The organism is Granulosicoccus sp. 3-233, assembly GCF_052681095.1.
In genome coordinates, this window is record NZ_JBQYLE010000002.1 from 1,045,433 (window position 1) to 1,062,716 (window position 17,284).

Annotated in this window: 13 protein-coding genes; 10 read left to right on the forward strand and 3 right to left on the reverse strand. The window is 56.2% G+C overall.

Annotation, left to right across the window (positions count from 1 at the left end):
* Positions 1-22 precede the first annotated feature (22 nt).
* From ACUNV4_RS09390 to ACUNV4_RS09400, 3 genes are all read left to right on the forward strand, one after another.
* Positions 23-865 (forward strand): shikimate dehydrogenase family protein, encoded by an 843-nt coding sequence (locus ACUNV4_RS09390; protein ID WP_430878257.1) that lies wholly within the window; start codon positions 23-25, stop codon positions 863-865.
* A 13-nt stretch (positions 866-878) separates the two neighbouring features.
* Complete coding sequence (locus ACUNV4_RS09395; protein ID WP_430878258.1) at positions 879-1,643, forward strand: aldolase/citrate lyase family protein; 765 nt, start codon at positions 879-881, stop codon at positions 1,641-1,643.
* Between the two features lie 114 nt (positions 1,644-1,757).
* Positions 1,758-2,279 carry a histidine phosphatase family protein gene (locus ACUNV4_RS09400; RefSeq protein WP_430878259.1) on the forward strand — a complete coding sequence of 174 codons (522 nt, stop codon included), beginning with the start codon at positions 1,758-1,760 and terminating at the stop codon, positions 2,277-2,279.
* An 89-nt stretch (positions 2,280-2,368) separates the two neighbouring features.
* Here ACUNV4_RS09400 and ACUNV4_RS09405 read toward each other — a convergent pair whose 3' ends face one another.
* Both ACUNV4_RS09405 and ACUNV4_RS09410 read right to left on the reverse strand, forming a co-directional pair.
* Entirely contained in the window at positions 2,369-5,575 is a 3,207-nt protein-coding gene (locus ACUNV4_RS09405; protein ID WP_430878260.1) for a reductive dehalogenase, read from the reverse strand.
* Between the two features lie 222 nt (positions 5,576-5,797).
* Positions 5,798-6,640 carry a nuclear transport factor 2 family protein gene (locus tag ACUNV4_RS09410; protein ID WP_430878261.1) on the reverse strand — a complete coding sequence of 281 codons (843 nt, stop codon included), beginning with the start codon at positions 6,638-6,640 and terminating at the stop codon, positions 5,798-5,800.
* 89 nt (positions 6,641-6,729) lie between these two features.
* On the opposite strand from ACUNV4_RS09410, the gene ACUNV4_RS09415 reads away from it, so the two are divergent.
* From ACUNV4_RS09415 to ACUNV4_RS09430, 4 genes are all read left to right on the forward strand, one after another.
* The gene (locus ACUNV4_RS09415) at positions 6,730-7,647 is read left to right on the forward strand and encodes a LysR family transcriptional regulator (RefSeq protein ID WP_430878262.1); all 918 of its coding nucleotides are present in this window, start codon (positions 6,730-6,732) and stop codon (positions 7,645-7,647) included.
* 52 nt (positions 7,648-7,699) lie between these two features.
* Positions 7,700-8,839 carry a fumarylacetoacetate hydrolase family protein gene (locus tag ACUNV4_RS09420; protein WP_430878263.1) on the forward strand — a complete coding sequence of 380 codons (1,140 nt, stop codon included), beginning with the start codon at positions 7,700-7,702 and terminating at the stop codon, positions 8,837-8,839.
* 157 nt (positions 8,840-8,996) lie between these two features.
* Positions 8,997-10,181, forward strand: coding sequence for an acetyl-CoA C-acyltransferase family protein (locus tag ACUNV4_RS09425; RefSeq protein WP_430878264.1), 1,185 nt, complete (start codon positions 8,997-8,999; stop codon positions 10,179-10,181).
* Between the two features lie 90 nt (positions 10,182-10,271).
* A complete protein-coding gene (locus tag ACUNV4_RS09430; protein ID WP_430878265.1) occupies positions 10,272-11,465 on the forward strand; it encodes an adenylate/guanylate cyclase domain-containing protein in 1,194 nt (397 codons plus the stop codon).
* A gap of 185 nt (positions 11,466-11,650) precedes the next feature.
* On the opposite strand, the gene ACUNV4_RS09435 is transcribed toward ACUNV4_RS09430, so the two are convergent.
* A complete protein-coding gene (locus tag ACUNV4_RS09435; RefSeq protein ID WP_430878266.1) occupies positions 11,651-12,211 on the reverse strand; it encodes a DUF2478 domain-containing protein in 561 nt (186 codons plus the stop codon).
* 444 nt (positions 12,212-12,655) lie between these two features.
* Here ACUNV4_RS09435 and ACUNV4_RS09440 point away from each other — a divergent pair, with 444 nt between their 5' ends.
* The 3 genes from ACUNV4_RS09440 to ACUNV4_RS09450 all read left to right on the forward strand — a co-directional run bounded on the left by ACUNV4_RS09440 (position 12,656) and on the right by ACUNV4_RS09450 (position 17,277).
* On the forward strand, positions 12,656-13,927 hold the full coding sequence (locus ACUNV4_RS09440; RefSeq protein ID WP_430878267.1) for a M12 family metallopeptidase: 1,272 nt from the start codon (positions 12,656-12,658) through the stop codon (positions 13,925-13,927).
* A 107-nt stretch (positions 13,928-14,034) separates the two neighbouring features.
* Positions 14,035-15,111: a caspase family protein gene (locus tag ACUNV4_RS09445; RefSeq protein ID WP_430878268.1), complete on the forward strand. Its 1,077-nt coding sequence runs from the start codon at positions 14,035-14,037 to the stop codon at positions 15,109-15,111.
* A gap of 456 nt (positions 15,112-15,567) precedes the next feature.
* On the forward strand, positions 15,568-17,277 hold the full coding sequence (locus ACUNV4_RS09450; RefSeq protein ID WP_430878269.1) for an L-lactate permease: 1,710 nt from the start codon (positions 15,568-15,570) through the stop codon (positions 17,275-17,277).
* Positions 17,278-17,284 lie beyond the last annotated feature (7 nt).

Here is a 17,284-nt window from a genome sequence, read left to right on the forward strand (position 1 = left end):
TCACCAGCGGAAGAATCCTTCAATGACGCAGCTCATTACCGGTCACACTCGGTTCATCGCTCACTTGGGTGTGCCCACCGAGAGCTTTCGTGCGCCGATGATCTACAACCCGTATTTCGACGCCCATGGCATTGATGTGGTCGTCTTGCCCATGGGCTGCGAACCCGAGGATTACGTGACGTTTCTGCCATTGCTGGCGCGGCAGCGCAATTTTGTCGGGGCATTGGTCACCATGCCGTTCAAGAAGACGACAGTCGCGTTGCTGGACGAAGCCAGTACTGCTGTACAGATTTGCGGTGCCTGCAATGCGGTAAGGCGCAATGAGCATGGCAAGTTGATTGGTGACATGTTCGATGGCCAGGGATTTACCCGTGGTGTGTCCAGACAGGGCTACATGATGCGTGGTGTGTCAGCACTGGTGGTGGGCGCGGGCGGTGTTGGGTCCTCCATCGCGGCATCATTGGCTGAAGAGGGTGTGAGCCGTCTTGGACTGTTCGACACCGATACCGATGCCGCATTGCAATTGGCTGAAAAACTGCAGAGACACTATCCGTGCATCGTGACAAGCTGCGGATCCAATGATCCGGTCGGTTGGGACATCGTCATCAATGCGACCCCGCTGGGGATGTCCTCAGGCGATCCCATGCCCATCGATGTCAGTCGTCTGTTGCCGGATACCTTTGTTGGCGAAGTCGTCATGAAGCAGGAGGAAACAGCCTTTCTCGCAGCGGCCCGAGAACAGGGCTGTCGTACACAGATCGGGACTGATATGCTATACGAACAAATACCGGCCTATCTTGAATTTTTCGGCCTGCCTACCACCAAGCCGGATGAGCTTCGCAAGCTTGCCCGCCTGCAATACTGAGAAAAAGACAAGCATGGATTTGCCACTCAACCACTTCAAGGCCGCATTGAAGGAAGGGCGTCGACAGATTGGGTTATGGTGTTCGTTCCCGGATTCGGGAGCGGTGGAAATGCTGGCTGGTTGTGGCTATGACTGGCTGTTGCTGGATACTGAACATTCGGCCATGGGGGCAGTGGAAACCATGCCATTGATGCAGGCCGCCGCGCCCTACGATGTCACCACCATTGTCCGGCCCGGCTGGAACAATCCAGTAGAGATCAAGAAGCTGCTCGATTGTGGCGCTCAGAGCCTGTTGATCCCCTATGTGCAGAACGCAGAGGAAGCTGAACAGGCCGTTGCTGCCGTGCGATATCCACCGGCAGGTATTCGTGGGGTCGCCGGCATGACCCGAGGCAGTCGCTACGGCGCCATCCAGGATTATGCCAAACGGGCCCATGAGCAAATCTGTCTGCTGGTGCAGGTAGAGACGAAAGAGGCGATGGCAAACATCGAGCAGATCGCAGCGGTTGATGGAGTGGATGGTATCTTCATCGGACCTGCAGATCTGGCCGCTTCGATGGGCCACGCTGGCGAGCCCTCGCATCCAGAGGTCAAGGCTGCGGTTCTCGATGGCACTCGTCGTATCGGCAAGGCAGGCTTGCCTGCAGGTATCCTGACCCTGGATCAGAGTTTCCTGCGAGAAGTGGCCGATGCCGGAGCTGTATTCATTGCAGTCGACACGGACGCTGCACTTCTGAGGCGCAATGCGCTGGCACGGCGAGAAGAGTGGCGCGACTGAGACTGTATGCCGCTATCGAAAATCGACTGAGCAAGAATCGGGAGAATCAAGCTGGCTGCCATTGCGCGTTATCTATCACATCCGCAGGTCATTATCGATCCCGACAGCGATGTCATGTCCTGGTCGTTGAATGACACGGGAAAATCAAGGGTGGCTGCACTGGTGGAATCAGGCGTACTGAGGGGGACGAATCGCGTGGTCTCCAGCGCAGAGACCAAGGCCATTGAAACTGCCGAACCACTGGCGAACAGACTCGGCTGTGAGCTCGAGATCAGGCAGCTCATGCACGAAAATGATCGCTCTTCAACAGGTTTCCTGCCGCCGCAGGAGTTCGAGGCTGTTGCCGATCAGTTCTTTGCCGAGCCGGCTGTCAGTGTCAGAGGGTGGGAAACGGCCCGGCAGGCACAAGGCAGAATCGTCTCGGAAGTCGAATACTGTCTGGATCAACCCGCTTCGGGGGATGTATTGTTTGTAGGCCACGGGGGCGTTGGAACCCTGCTGCTGTGTCATCTGCTGAGTGTACCGATCAGCAGGGATCTGGATCAGGGGGCAGGAGGTGGAGGAAATTTTTTCCGGTTCTCCATCGACTCGCGTGAGGTACTGAATCGGTGGCTACCCATGGAGCGCATGGCATAGTGATCGCTTGATCGCTTGTTCGCTTGACCGCCCGGTTGCATCCGACCGTAATTGACCGCAACTGACCGCAACTGACCATCACTGCGCCACTATAGATCGATTTCCACCAATCCGTTCTTCTTCATGGCGCGGGATTGGCACAGAATCATCGAGGATTGTCGCTGCTTTGCGGACAGGACGAAATCTCGATGTTCCACCTCGCCAGAACTCAGCTTGCATTTGCAGACGCCACAGATTCCGTCGCTGCATTTGACGTCGATCGCGAAACCGTTGTCATTCAGTACATCGGCAGCACTCTTGTCTGCGGGTACGGTGAACTGTTGACCACTGCGCGACAACTTCAGTGTGAATTCATGATTTACATACTCGGGTTGCTCGGGCACGGAGAAATACTCCAGATGGCGTGCCTCTTCCGGGAAGCCGGCTTTTTCGGCAGCCAGCATGACACTGTCCATGTATCGACCGGCACCACAGGTGTAGATGTGCCAGCCATTCGTATAGCCGCTCAGGGCCTGGTCAAGGTCCAGGCGACTGCCTTCATCACTGATATGCAGGCATACCTTGTCGTTCCAGGCAAAGCGAGACAGGTCATCGAGATAAGCCATGCTGGAACGTGAGCGTCCGGAGTAGTGCAGGATGAATTCACGACCCTGCGCATGCAGCTCATGCGCCATGGCGATCATGGGGGTGATACCGATGCCGCCTCCCATGAGAAATGACATGCTGGCATCGGGAGACAAGGGAAAATGATTGATCGGCTGCGATACGAACAGTTTTCGACCCGGGGTGAATATGCGATGAAGTAGCGCCGAACCTCCGCGACCACTTTCCTCTCGCAGGACACCGATCTGGTAGCTCTTGCGATCGGCCGGATTGCCTGACATGGAATACTGGCGCAGATATTCCGGAGCAACGACCAGATCCAGGTGAGCGCCGGCTTGCCACTGGGGCAACTCGTCGCCGTTCACCGATTTGAACTCGTATTTCGATATGCCATCGGCCATCTTCTCGGCAAGCGTGATTTCCACCTGAATGACCGGACTGTCTCCTTCGGCCATGTAGCGATGGATCATGGCGTCATCGCCTTCATCCAGCCGGGACTTGTACTGCCGAGCCGAGATCATCGACTGATAGGCCTTGATGCCTGCTTCACGATCCATCGGAAACGGGTAGGGATAGGGATGGGGAGCGAGCGGTGCAGGATACACGGCGAGTGTCTGATCCTCGAATTTCACCTCCAGGTCTTTTTGCAGATCTCGTTGGTTGACCGGTGTACTGGTGGGACGATAACCACCATCTTCCTGTATCTCGAGATCCCACCACCACTTCTTCACCGGGTTGAGGCTGCCATTGCCGACGACATCATCCAGCTTGCTCAGCACAGGGGCAGTCGAGGGCATGTTCATGGCCGCCCAGCGAAACGGTGTCTCCTTGAAGATTCCCTCCAGATTCCATGGGCAGGTTTTCATGCAGCGACCGCACATGGCGCCACCGGGTGTTGTGATGCGGTAGGTGGTGCATTTCTGGCTGTCAGATTTCCAGATCTCGTAACCATTGAACATGCGCTTGGGTCCGGCGGTGATGGCTCCCGAGGGACATTCACGCGCACATTTGTTGCAGCTTTCGCAGAACGTCTGCAGACCGAAGTCAATCGGCTTGTCGTGCTGCATCGGCAGATCGGTCGTTACCGTTCCTGATTTCAGTCGAGGCCCCAGGTAGGGGTTGAGAATGACTTCGCCGATGCGGCTGACTTCGCCAAGACCCGACAACAACAGCAACGGGGGTTGCAGTACTTCACCATCCATGACGGTATGAGCCTTGGCGCTATAGCCAAGATTGCGGATCTGTCTTGCCATCACACCGCCAAGCAGGGAAAAACGCAGATAGGCGCGCATGGATTGCGCAACGGCGATCCAGTCGTCGCCGGAAGAGCCTTCCATGGTCTCATAGCCCTGGTCGATGACCATGCTGATGGCCTGGTCGTGCGGAGGGTCTAGAACCTCACCACGGGCATCATGGCTGTACCAGGCCCAGTCCGGGCAACGGGAAATGCCGACGGCATCGATACCCAGAAAATAGCTGCTTGCCTTGACCAGTTCGGCGGCCTCGGCCGGGTCCATGCGAACCTTGTCCGGTGAAGGCGTGCCGTCCTGCAACAGTACGAAGGCTCCCAGGGCACGCCGCTGGGCCATTGATGGAGCGGCCTTGCGCACGTAGTGTCCCCCCTTGGCAGCGTCCTGCAACTTCTTCCCCATATCGCCGAACTGGGCTCGGGCGAACATGTCGGTGCGTTTGGGAACACGTGCCACTCGAGGTTCGTCAATGTAAGTCGTCGGTTCGTCAACGCGTTTGAGTCTTTCGAAGGGGTGGGCGCCATCGATGAAGCGTCGCCCGGCATAGGGAACGGCATTGGCAGCACGCTTGTTCGAGCGAGTGCCCAGTTTCCAGGCCAGGCCAAATGCCGATGCTGGTTGCTCGGACAGTGGCAGCAGCGGTTGATCAGCCGCCATGCTGAAGGTGGTGGTCACGGCCGACAGGCCGAACCGTGTGCCGATGTACGGATGGGTCAGAACATCGTTCTCGACAGTTGCCAGTCCTGCGCTCACTGCCAGTCTGTTCAGGTCCACATCACTACTGGTAACGGTATGAGCACGTGCATCGTGACCCAGAAGACGCAAGTAGTTGGCAAGAACCACGGCAGTTTCCGCCGCGAGCAATCCCGCCCGATGCGCGTGTGCGTCGTGTATCCATCCAGTACCCGGTTCACCGGGAAGGATCTCTCTCGGGTTTTCGTAGAGCAGTACCAGAGCGTGTGTGTGGTTGTCGATGCCGGGTAGCTCCGCCTCCATCGATTCCTTGAGATCAGCCATGATCATGTCGATGCCGGAAGCCAGGGTCTTGGTCTGCGTGGTTTGCAGATCATGGGCGAGACGCTCGACATCGGCATTGGCGACAGGACTGTCCAACCGGGCTGATTGCGGCAACTGGCAGATGCCTACCACCGCAGCATCAGCGAAATAGCCGAAGGATTTCAGGTGATTGCTTCGTTCCTGCGGATCGCTGGGGGTCTCGGCCATGGCATTGTTCACCAGACCGCTGCGGATGGCATCGAGCATGGCCTGATGCTCTCGCATGGCGTTGACAATGGAATGGGGCTGTTCGGCTCGTTCGAAGCTGAGCGGTTGCATCGCAGGCACGTCGACGTGCACAGCGCAATCGCCGGATCGTGCCAGAAGTTCAACCGGGTAAGGACCCAGGTGCGGTGGCCGGTTCTTGCTGGAAAAAAATCGACTCATCAGTCATCCATCGATAGTCAGAACATGGCCTTCGGCAGGGACAGCGATGTCTGCGGTATTGCCATCAATAACAGGATGCACAGGATAATGGTTCCATTGGAACGGTTGCAACGGAACCACCAGCAGAGTCGACCATTCGGTGTGATCGCGAGCCTCTGTGGCAGCCATTGTCTGAACACACGACAATGGCGCACACAAGACAGATCGGTACTTCCCGACTTGTCAGAGCTTGCCGTTGTCGTGGGCCATCTCGTCTGGAATCTCCGAGACCACATCCCAGTGTTCAACGATCTTCCCGTCTGCCACACGAAAGAGATCGAAAAATGCAGTCGGGGTGCCGCCTTGCTCGCCGGCAGATGCCGTGAAGACGAAGTTGCCTTCGGCAACGATCAAGGGTGTGGATGAATAGCTCATGGTGATGTCGGCCTCTTTCATGGCGTCGAAGGCCGCCCCCAGTCCGTCCAGACCATTGCCGATGTGCGGGTTGTGCTGGATATAGGTTTCTGTGGACAGGTAGTCCGTGATCTTCTCCGGAGCATCGCCGTGCAATACATCATTGACGAATTTCGTCACGAGCAGCTTGTTGGCGGCAGTCTTGTCCAGATCGATGATATCCCTTGCGCCATCCAGCATGGAATTGCCTGATACCGTGTCAGTCACGAGTGGCTGCAGGTTATCCCAGTGTTCGACCACCTGACCGCCCTCGACCCGAAAGACGTCGAAGGCCACCAGGGATTCGGCACCGAAGAGCTGTGCATCCTGATACAGGCCATGGGCCACGACAAGATCCCCTTCGGCAATCATCCGAAATGTGGTTGACGTGATACCACTATCCTTGAGCAGTGGCAGCAGCTCGATGATGGGGGCAGCTCCGGTAGGCACTGCGGGGTTGTGCTGGATGTAATCCTCGGCCAGCAGCTTGCGGGTTGCATCGGTATCGAAATCGGTGAACATCGCCTGGAGCGTATCTGCGACCAGTGCCTTGTTGTCATCACTGGCAAATGCTGTGGGGGAGAGCGTCGTGGTAATGATTGCGGCAGCGGTCGTGAGGGTCTTGTGATTCATGGGAGGGGACTCGGTTCGAATGGGCTATGAGAATGGTGATGATGGCGATACACTGACTATTGGTAAAGCTGGCTGATTCGATAAGAGCCATGGAAAAAACTGATTATCTGGACATTGATGGGCGGCAGCTTCGATTGCTGCTGGCCATTCATGAGTCGGGCTCCCTGACGCGGGCGGCACAACGTCTGGACATGAACCAGTCGACCGTGAGTTACTGGCTGGAGCAGCTGCGCCGAAAGTTCGATGACCCGCTGTTCACTCGGTCAGGCTCGGGAGTGGTTGCCACGGCCAGAGCCGAGCGTCTGATGCCACAGGCAAGAGATCTGCTGAATGCCCTGAACACCCTGGTAGAGCCCGATGTCTATGAGCCCTCGGAGGACAACGGCATCCTGCGCATCGCCGGCAACGCCCTCGAGCGGGATCTGTTCATCGAGCCTCTGTACCGACAGATGCGTGAACAGGCGCCGCTACTTTCGCTGCAGCTGATGAAAACCGGTTCGGGCTATCAGGTCATCGATGATCTGCAGCACGGACGTAGCGATTTTGCCTTTTTCCCGACCGATCTCAGTCGTGCTGATGGCATCATGCAGCGGGTTCTGCTGAAAAGCCCGTACGTGATCTTTCACGATCCGGCCATGGAAAGACCACCGCATGACCTGGACAGCTTTTGCGATTGCGAGCATGCACTGGTCTCTCTGGGGCCTGACAGGTACTCCGCCATTGACGAGAAACTGGAGAGCCTGGGTAGACGCCGGCGGGTGGTGCTCAGCGTGCCCGACTTCGAGACACTGGCAAACCTGGTACGTCACACCAACATCATCGTCACCTTGCCGGAAGTCTTCAATCGTGCTGTCTTTCGTGATTTCCGGACAACGACATTGCCCTGGGAACCACCAGTTGCCAATCTGGGAGTGCTATGGCATGCAAGACAGCACAACGCTGCGCGTAGTCGCTTCTGGCGTCAATGCATTGCCGAGCTGGTGCAGCAGCAAGGCAAGGCGCCGTGATCGCTCTGAAACAGTCTATCATTGACGCTTTTCAACCTTGTCGGAGTACCTCATGAATTCCCTGATCCCTGATGGCTGCCTGGTGGGCCGAGTCTGGAACAGCGCTGCTCAAGGCCCGTCGGTGGTTACCGTCCGGAACGGGCAGTTCATTGACATCACGAATCGAACCGCACCGACGACGCGGGACATCTGTGAAATGGATGACCCGGTCGGGTATGTGCTTCAGGCAGACGGACCGGTGCTGGGTTCGGTTGAGCAGATCCTGTCCGCCACGGTAGGCGATCAGGGGCAGACGCATCTTCTTGCCCCCTGTGATCTGCAAGCGGTCAAGGCCTGTGGTGTCACCTTTGCCAATTCGATGGTCGAACGGGTGATCGAGGAACAGGCCGCAGGTGATCCGAAGAAGGCTGAAGGAATCCGCTTGCGGGTGCAGGCTGTCATTGGCGATAGTCTGAGTAACATCCGTGCCGGGTCGGAGGAAGCCGAGCAGATAAAGAATGCTCTGATAGCCGAAGGCATGTGGAGCCAGTACCTGGAAGTGGGTATCGGTCCGGATGCCGAGGTCTTTTCCAAGGCTCAGGTTCTGTCATCGGTGGGTACGGGAGCTGATGTCGGTCTGCATCCGGTCTCGAGCTGGAACAATCCCGAACCGGAGATTGTTCTGGCGGTATCTTCCCAAGGCAGGATCGTAGGGGCCACCCTTGGAAATGATGTCAATCTGCGGGATGTCGAAGGCCGTTCTGCGCTGTTGCTGGGCAAGGCCAAGGATAACAATGCATCCTGTGCCATTGGCCCTCTGATTCGACTGTTCGATGCCGACTATACGCTCGATGATGTCCGTTCCGCGGAGCTTGACCTGCGTGTCGAAGGCGTCGACGGCTTTGTCATGGATGGAGCCTCTTCAATGAATCAGATCAGTCGTGATCCGGCGGATCTCGTTATGCAGACCATTGGCCGTCACCATCAGTATCCCGATGGCTTTCTTCTCTTTCTGGGAACCCTGTTTGCACCGACTCAGGATCGCGACGTACCGGGCGAGGGATTCACTCACAAGACAGGAGATGTCGTGACCATTGCGACCCCGGCTCTGGGCGCATTGGCCAATACGGTCAAGCTGTCGACCGAATGCACCGAGTGGACGTTCGGAATCAGCCATCTGATGCGGAATCTGGCTGCACGGCAACTGTTGTAACGGTACGCCACCGAAGCTGACTTTGCACGGAAACGCTTGTGCATCGGCTGAAGGACGCTGGCGTTGTCCGGCGTTCTGAGTTGCACCCGGTACGCAAACAGGCGAGAATTCCGTACAGGTGACTCCTGTGTTTCCGCAAACGACAAGGTATCAACGCATGAATAATGAAGTCTTCATCATCGATGGCGCACGTACGGCAATCGGCACGTTCGGTGGCTCGCTTGCCGGTCAGGCTCCGACCGCACTTGCCAGTCTTGTCACAAGGGAAGCAATGAGTCGCAGCAAGGTCGATCCCGGCCACATCGGCCATGTTGTCTTCGGTCATGTGATCAATACCGAGCCGCGTGACATGTATCTGTCTCGAGTAGCGGCGATCGACGCCGGTATCCATCAGGAAGCACCGGCACTGACGGTCAACCGTCTGTGTGGCTCCGGAGCACAGGCCGTGGTATCCGCAGCCCAGCATCTCATGCTGGGTGATGCCGAGCTTGCCATTGCCGGCGGTAGCGAAGTCATGTCTCGTTCTCCTTACATGCTGCAGGCGGCGCGCTTCGGTCAGAAGATGGGCAATGCGGCCATGATCGACATGATGCTGGGAGCCCTGTCCGACCCGTTCGGCGCCGGTCATATGGGGGTGACTGCAGAGAACGTGGCGGCTGAAAACGACATCAGCCGTGAAGCTCAGGACAGTTTTGCCGCGGAAAGTCAACGCCGGGCACTGGCAGCGATCGAGGCCGGTGTGTTCAAGGAGCAGATCGTGCCGGTCGAGATCAAGTCACGACGTGAAACGGTTTCCTTCGAGACCGATGAACATCCCAAGCCTGGCACGACGGCAGAAAGCCTGGCCGGGCTGCGGGCCGCGTTTCAGAAAGAAGGTACTGTCACTGCAGGTAATGCATCGGGTATCAATGATGGTGCGGCCGCGATGGTACTGGCGACTGGCTCGGCAGTGGAAAAGCACGGGCTCAAGCCTCGAGCACGCCTGCTCGGTTATGCACATGCCGGTGTTCGTCCGGACATCATGGGAATCGGTCCGGTACCGGCTGTACAGAATCTGCTCGACAAGTTGGGCATGACGCACGATCAATTCGATCTGATCGAGTCCAACGAAGCATTCGCAGCACAAGCCTGTGCAGTCAACAAGGTTCTCGGGTTGGATACGGCCAAGGTCAATCCCAATGGTGGAGCCATTGCATTGGGCCACCCGGTCGGTGCCACCGGCGCCATAATCACCATCAAGGCCATGTATGAGCTGGAACGAAGCGGAGGCCGCTACGCGCTCATCACCATGTGTATCGGTGGCGGACAAGGCATTGCACTGGCGATCGAACGCGTGTCGTGAGTCTGGAGGCGTCAGCACGGGCGAATATCGAAGTCGTGCCGGGCTGGCGCCGTCATTTATCCAGATCGGGGTCGAATCGGCATCAGCAGCATGGTTGAGAATGGCCCACAGGTCTCGGTTGCATGGGACAGTAGCACCACGATCGAATGGTTGCTGAAAAAGGGCAGGCTGCTGGGCAGCATTGATAAGCTCACCCATCAGCTGGGGCATCAGTTGCTGGCGGCTGGTGCGCCGCTCTGGCGCTTTCGTGTTTCCATGCGTACGCTGCACCCACTGGTCGCCGCCTCCACCTGCATCTGGGAAAGGGACGAGAAATTCATCCCGCCGGTCGAGACCGGCCATGGTGTTGAATTGCGTTCTGAATACATCGGCAGCCCCTTCGAGGCCATTGCCCGAAGCCGGTCGAGTTTTCGGCGTCGACTGGAGGGACCGTTGAGCGAAGCCGAACATACGGTGCTTCACGAGATCAAGGCCAGAGGCGGAACCGATTACTTCGGGCTGCCACTGGAATTCACCGAAGGCGCCATGGCCATCATGGCCTGTTCTACCGATAGACCGGGTGGGTTCAGTGATACGGATCTTCTGCAAATGGAAAAGATTGCCGCGGTATTGGCGCCCATTGCGGAAGTGTTCAGCGAAAAGAAGGTCTCCTGTGCGGTAGCGAACGCCTACCTTGGCCGAAGAACCGGACAGCGCGTATTGAGCGGACAGATTACTCGAGGCAATATCGAGAAGATCAACGCGGCAATCATGATCAGCGACGTTCGTGACTGGACGGGCATCAACATTCGCCTTCCCGGTGATGAAGCCCTGGCGTTGGTAAATCGCTATTTCGAGATTCTGGCGGACGCTGTCGAGCACAATGGTGGCGAGTTGCTGAAATTCATCGGCGACAGCATTCTGGCGATATTCCCGCTCGAAGGAGATTCCTGTCAGGCTGCGGACGTCTGCGAAAAGGCACTACTGGCTGCACAACAGGCTGTCAGAGTCGCACGCCATTCGGAACCTGCATTGGGGCTGGATTTCGGCATCGGCATTCATTTCGGCGAGGTGTATTACGGCAATATCGGATCCAGCACCAGAATCGACTTTACGGTCATGGGGCAGGCGGTCAACACCACGGCGCGCATGGAGAGTCTGTGCAGGAAAATCAACCAGCCCATCCTGCTTTCCGAGGATTTTGCCAGCCAATTGAAGCAAGCAACGGTTCAGGTGGCCGAAGAGATGGTAAAGGGATACGCTGAACCGTTCAGGATTCTGACAACGGTTCAGGAGCAACCGTGAGTCTCGCGGCGCAATACTGAATCAGCAGATCGCTCAGGCGTTGTTCATTTTCGGGTGCTGGCAGTTGTAGTTGTCGATTGGTGCATGGTCGAAGCCAGGCCGTGCTGGATACGCTCAGCGTATTGTCTGGATCGCACTCAATTTTCGCTGCTCGGGTGAAGCCATGCTGAGCCAGGCGAGCATGATCATGATGCCAGTACTCGAGAGTTCACCCATTGTTCAATGGCCTGCTCGCTGGCTTCCAGCAGTTCCGCTTGCTCGTCAGTAAAGTCCCGGAAGTCCGCTGAGCTCAATTGACCTATCCCGCATAAAACCGGCACGCCACGTTCCATGGCCAGAGCAATGACACTCGCGAAGCCCTTACCCTGAGCCTCGCTCTTGCTGAATTTGTTGACGATCAATAATTGAGCTAATGCCTCGTCGCTGGACGTACGCAGCAGATTCTCGACCTCCCAGGCCGCCATCTCCAGTGCGCCGGTATCCAGTCGGCAGCCTTTCGATAGTGGTCCGAGGTCGGCGGAGATGGAGTATTGATTGTTCGAGCCCAGAATGCGCAGGGTCATGTCGCATCGGCTACGGTCGTGTCGTTCGACGTCACTCTGCACAGCGCCAGCCAGTCTGATGCCGCGTTCGGACAGTTGCACCGCCAGTGCGCTGAGCAAGCGGTCGACCTGACCGGCCTCGGCGGCGGGCACTCCTGCCAGAGCAAAGCCGTTGATATTCATGTCGGTTATCTGAGTGTTCATGGGCCGATTATAGCGAAACGTGATCGCTGGTAGCCAACACAGGCATGAAGCCAGTATGTTGACGGTCGAGGATGACGGCTCTGGTACTGTTTATGTGTTGAGCGCGAGTACAGGGATTCATGGGATTTTCAGTATCTTCGCTGCGTTTTTCATGACAGGCGTGCTCTGCGAGGCAGTAGCATGTTGATCTGCCTGGGCGCTCTCGAAATTCATTGATCAATCATGCTGGAATGCAGCAACCGTGAAGGGTGACGAGTTGTATATTTCAGGGCCTGTCCATTTGGACAGGAAGGTATCATGCTTGTAGTGTGATATATCTTTGATAAGCTTGGAGTTGTAGTTCGGTAAACAGTCGATCTTGAGAAAGACTTTCGACAATCTTCCATACCAAAAGGGTGAGTCAATATTCCGGCGAGATCATTGATCCATTACAGAGGAATTGATATGAGCGGTGACATAAGATTTTGCACTGAGTTGCTGGTGAGTGATGATCAACTTGAAGAGGCCAGGCGTCTTGCAATTGCAGAGAACCCCGATAATGCGAGGCCGGTTTCTGCCAGTGGTTTGTCGAATGATGCTGACGAGGAAACGCCCGCCCCATCACCGATGGTTTCGTCACTGGATAACGGAGACAAGGCTCTGTCGAGAGACGAGCAGGCACGCCTTGCCTTGACTCACGGCAAGAAGTGGCAGGTCGGACGCACGCTGAATATTCGCTTTCTCAATGGGAGCCGCTTCGTACAGGAGAAGGTCAAGAGGTTTGCCAGAGAATGGACATACTATGCAAACATCAAGCTTGATTTCAACGACAGTCAGAATGCGGAAATTCGCATTTCCTTCAACAAGGGAGGATCCTACTCCAACGTTGGCACAGACGCTCTTTTGGTAGCTCAGAACAAAGAAACCATGAATTTCGGCTGGTTTGATGAACAGACTTCAGATGAGGATTTCTATCGTACGACCGTTCACGAGTTCGGGCATGCGCTGGGCTGCATTCATGAACACCAGAATCCGTCAGTGGATATTCCATGGAACAAGCCGGCCGTGTATCGATACTACGCAAGAACCCAGAATCCTCCCTGGGATCGCGCCAAAGTAGACCTCAATATTTTCCGCAAACACAGTGTGGACTCAACCCAGTTCACTCAATTCGACCGAAACTCGATCATGTGCTACAGCATACCGAACGAGTTGACATACGGGAACTACGAGGTCGGGTCGAACAAGAGCATGTCCGACAAGGACAGATCGTTCATCAACCAGGCTTATCCGTTTCCGGATCCCGGACCATTCGAATCCGGATGGTATCGATTTACCAACCGGTTCCTTGATACAGGGCGTGCACTGGATACCTACAGCAACGCCAACAACTCGCCATTCATGGGAACTTCGGGCAGATACAGTGGCCAGTATTGGAAGATCACGCCGCTGCAGGGGAGGCCTGGATACTATCGTTTGACCAATTACTTTCTTGGCGAGGAGCGGTCACTGGACACATACAGCAATGGCAACAATGTGCCATTCATGGGACAGACCGGTAACTACAGTGGCCAGATGTGGAAATTTCTTCCCACTGGCGGTGGTTATCACCGATTGACCAACAGCTTTCTGGGAATCGGCCGTTCGCTGGACACTTACAGCAATGCCAACAACGCACCATTCATGGGTAATACCGGAAACTATAGTGGTCAGCATTGGATGATCACGCGTATCTAGACCCCCGCTCACGAACGGACTTCGGCTCTCGCCGTGCCAGGGACGGTGCGACAGAAAGCATGTGTTTTACCGTTGTGGATTTACAACCTGGCTCTGGAGATAGTCGAATGAACAGGAATACGCCAAGCCCGATGGTCGCGGAGAACGAACAGGACAAGCTGTCAGAACTTCCACAGGGGTCTCCGCTCATGGAAGAGGATCAACCGGCCGAAGACCTCTCCGGTTTCAAGGGGTCTCCAGAGCTGGATGAATCGAGCGAGACGAACTCCACGACAGGATCGGGAGGGGGTGATGAAGAGTCATTGCAGGGCTCGCCATTGATCGAATCGTCTCCGGACAAGGAAGTCCCGACAGAGCCACAGAGAGCCGGCTCTCGCCGCGCACTATGTATCGGCATCAACACCTATCCGGTCAGCCCGTTACGCGGCTGTGTCAACGATGCCGGGCGTTGGCATGACTGGTTTCAGGATAATGGGTTTCTGACTGAACCGGTATTGACCGATGCGGCAGCGACGCGTGAAGGCATTCTCGAGGCAATCAGGCGGCTGGTATCCAGTTGTGTGGCAGGAGATGTGATCGCCATTCAGTATTCCGGGCATGGTACGCAGTTGCCGGATCTGAATGGTGACGAGGCTTCTGGTGATACGCCAGGTCTTGATGAAGCATTGGTGCCGGTCGATCATCACCGAAGCGGGTTCATCCTTGATGATGATATCGGAGACATATGCAATGGCATTCCGGCTGGTGCGAATGTGACGCTCATCATGGACTGTTGTCACTCCGGGACAAATTCACGCGCCATGTTCAACAGTCCGATGTCGCATGCCCTTGCCGATGCACGACCTCGTTTTCTACAAGCCGATGCGGAGATGGTTGCGGTACATCTACGTACTCAGTCCGCGCAGTCCGGGTCGCGTACGATAAGTCAGCGCTCGGCGGAAGAGCAGCAGGAGATATCCTTCGCCGCCTGCCTTTCCAGTCAACTTGCCTGGGAGAGCAATGACCAGGGAGACTTCACGCGGAATGCCCTGGGTGTCTTGCAACAGCAGGGCATTGGCAAGATGACCCACGATGAATTCCTGAAAAAGGTCAGAGATGCCTTTCCCGGCAATGCTCGCCAGAGTCCCATGCTCAGCTGTTCCGAGCAGTACCGTCAGCACGTATTGTTCGGCTCGAGAATGTAGAGAAAGGGGAACCGGCTCGCCATTGGCGAAACGAAATGAAACTGTTGCTGTGACGGTACCCATTTCAAGGGAGCCATCGGGATTGATACGTGCCGCGGGGCACCAATGGAAATTGACTGTACTCAGGTGGTGCGGATCCATTGGGACATTGGCTTCATGGGTATATCGATGACCATGTTCTTGCCAACAAAGCCCGTTGCTTCTCCGGCATGGCGCTACCGGTTCGTGGTCTGGCACGAATCAGCAAGCTGATTGAATGGCAGGCGTTTGTCCGTTGATGCCTCTTGCTCATGAGTCATGGTCTTGCGGAGGGCTGCCGACCTGGTAACGGGAGTTGCATTGACGGTACACTTTCCTTGATCAAGGTCAACTGCTGTGACTTGTGAAAAACCGGTCAAAGCAGAGACAATAGCCGACTTGCCCGGGAACCACCCGTCCACGATCCATCGACAAGCAATGAACCTGACTCTACTGGCACTACTGGCCTTCGCTCCGATCATTCTCGCTGGCATTCTACTGATAGGGATGCGCTTGCCTGCCCGATCGGCGATGCCCATCGTTTATCTGGTCACCGCGCTGATCGCACTGTTCGCCTGGCAGATGAGCTTCAATCGTGTGCTGGCTTCGACCCTGCAAGGCCTGATTCTTACCGTGGCAATTCTGTGGATCATTTTCGGCGCCATACTGCTGCTCAATACGCTCAAGTATTCGGGTGGTATCAAGGCAATCCGCAATGGCTTTTCCGGCGTCAGTCCGGACAGGCGGGTGCAGGCCATCATCGTCGCCTGGCTGTTCGGCTGCTTCATCGAAGGTGCTTCAGGGTTCGGAACACCGGCAGCGGTCGCTGCACCACTCATGGTGGCGTTGGGCTTTCCGGCGTTGGGGGCAGTCGTGGTCGGCATGATGATCCAGTCCACGCCGGTGTCCTTCGGGGCGGTTGGTACGCCACTGGTTGTCGGTGTCACCGGTGGTTTGAACAAGACGGCCATTTCCGAGCAACTCGGTGGCTCGAGCCTGGGGTGGGCAGACTATTTCAATACCGTGGTCTCCGAAGTTGCCATCATCCATGGCATCGTCGGTCTGTTCATGCCACTGTTGCTGGTCATCATCATGGTGCGCTTCTTCGGCGAACGTCGTTCCTGGACTGAAGGCCTGTCGATTGCGCCCTTTGCCTTGTTCGCCGGGCTTTGCTTTGTTGTGCCGTATACGCTGGCCGGTGTGTTTCTGGGGCCTGAATTCCCATCGATGATCGGTGCCATGGTGGGCCTTGCCATTGTCGTTCCCGCAGCACGCAGGGGCTTCCTGATTCCGTCTGACCAATGGGATTTTGCTCCGTCAAACCTGTGGCCTGCCGATTGGAACGGCACGATGGAAATTCGACTCGATGACGATCCTTCGCGGCGAAGCATATCCACGCTGATGGGCTGGGTTCCCTATGTGCTGCTGGCCGTGATACTGGTTGCCTCTCGAGCGATCGGTTCATTCAATGATTCACTGACATCGATCAGTGTTGGTTGGGCCGACATTCTTGGCGAACAAGGTGTTTCGGGCAGCATTCAGCCGCTTTATCTGCCCGGGGGAATCCTGCTGATGGTCGTGATCATCACCGCGTTTCTGCACCGGATGAAAGCGGCAGACCTTGGCAAGGCGGTTGCTGAATCCACGCGCACTCTTCTGGGCGCAGGCTTTGTTCTGATATTCACCATTCCCATGGTTCGCATACTCATCAATTCAGGTGTCAATGCAGCAGACATTCTGTCAATGCCAGTGGTCATGGCACAGTTCGTGGCCAACAGTGTGGGCGAGGTCTATCCGCTGTTTGCCCCTGCCATTGGTGGCCTTGGCGCTTTCATTGCCGGTTCCAATACCGTATCCAATCTGATGCTGTCCGATTTCCAGTTCAATGTAGCTGCCAATCTGGGGCTGTCCACTGCAATGATGGTGGCTTTGCAGGCCGTTGGTGCGGCGGCCGGCAACATGATCGCCATACACAATGTGGTCGCAGCATCGGCAACCGTGGGAATGCTGGGCCGTGAAGGTGCGACCTTGCGCATGACCATCATTCCCACTCTCTATTACTTCCTGTTTGCCGGTATTCTTGGAATGCTTGCCTTTTACAGTCTGGGCGTGAGTGATGCGCTCATGTCACTGATCAAAACCGGATAACCGAATT

Excerpts from the sequence above, each read along its gene's own strand:
- ACUNV4_RS09390 (WP_430878257.1), top strand. The coding sequence starts at position 23 with ATGACGCAGCTCATTACCGGTCACACTCGGTTCATCGCTCACTTGGGT.
- ACUNV4_RS09395 (WP_430878258.1), top strand. The coding sequence starts at position 879 with ATGGATTTGCCACTCAACCACTTCAAGGCCGCATTGAAGGAAGGGCGT.
- ACUNV4_RS09400 (WP_430878259.1), top strand. The coding sequence starts at position 1,758 with ATGTCCTGGTCGTTGAATGACACGGGAAAATCAAGGGTGGCTGCACTG.
- ACUNV4_RS09405 (WP_430878260.1), bottom strand. The coding sequence starts at position 5,575 with ATGAGTCGATTTTTTTCCAGCAAGAACCGGCCACCGCACCTGGGTCCT.
- ACUNV4_RS09410 (WP_430878261.1), bottom strand. The coding sequence starts at position 6,640 with ATGAATCACAAGACCCTCACGACCGCTGCCGCAATCATTACCACGACG.
- ACUNV4_RS09415 (WP_430878262.1), top strand. The coding sequence starts at position 6,730 with ATGGAAAAAACTGATTATCTGGACATTGATGGGCGGCAGCTTCGATTG.
- ACUNV4_RS09420 (WP_430878263.1), top strand. The coding sequence starts at position 7,700 with ATGAATTCCCTGATCCCTGATGGCTGCCTGGTGGGCCGAGTCTGGAAC.
- ACUNV4_RS09425 (WP_430878264.1), top strand. The coding sequence starts at position 8,997 with ATGAATAATGAAGTCTTCATCATCGATGGCGCACGTACGGCAATCGGC.
- ACUNV4_RS09430 (WP_430878265.1), top strand. The coding sequence starts at position 10,272 with ATGGTTGAGAATGGCCCACAGGTCTCGGTTGCATGGGACAGTAGCACC.
- ACUNV4_RS09435 (WP_430878266.1), bottom strand. The coding sequence starts at position 12,211 with ATGAACACTCAGATAACCGACATGAATATCAACGGCTTTGCTCTGGCA.
- ACUNV4_RS09440 (WP_430878267.1), top strand. The coding sequence starts at position 12,656 with ATGAGCGGTGACATAAGATTTTGCACTGAGTTGCTGGTGAGTGATGAT.
- ACUNV4_RS09445 (WP_430878268.1), top strand. The coding sequence starts at position 14,035 with ATGAACAGGAATACGCCAAGCCCGATGGTCGCGGAGAACGAACAGGAC.
- ACUNV4_RS09450 (WP_430878269.1), top strand. The coding sequence starts at position 15,568 with ATGAACCTGACTCTACTGGCACTACTGGCCTTCGCTCCGATCATTCTC.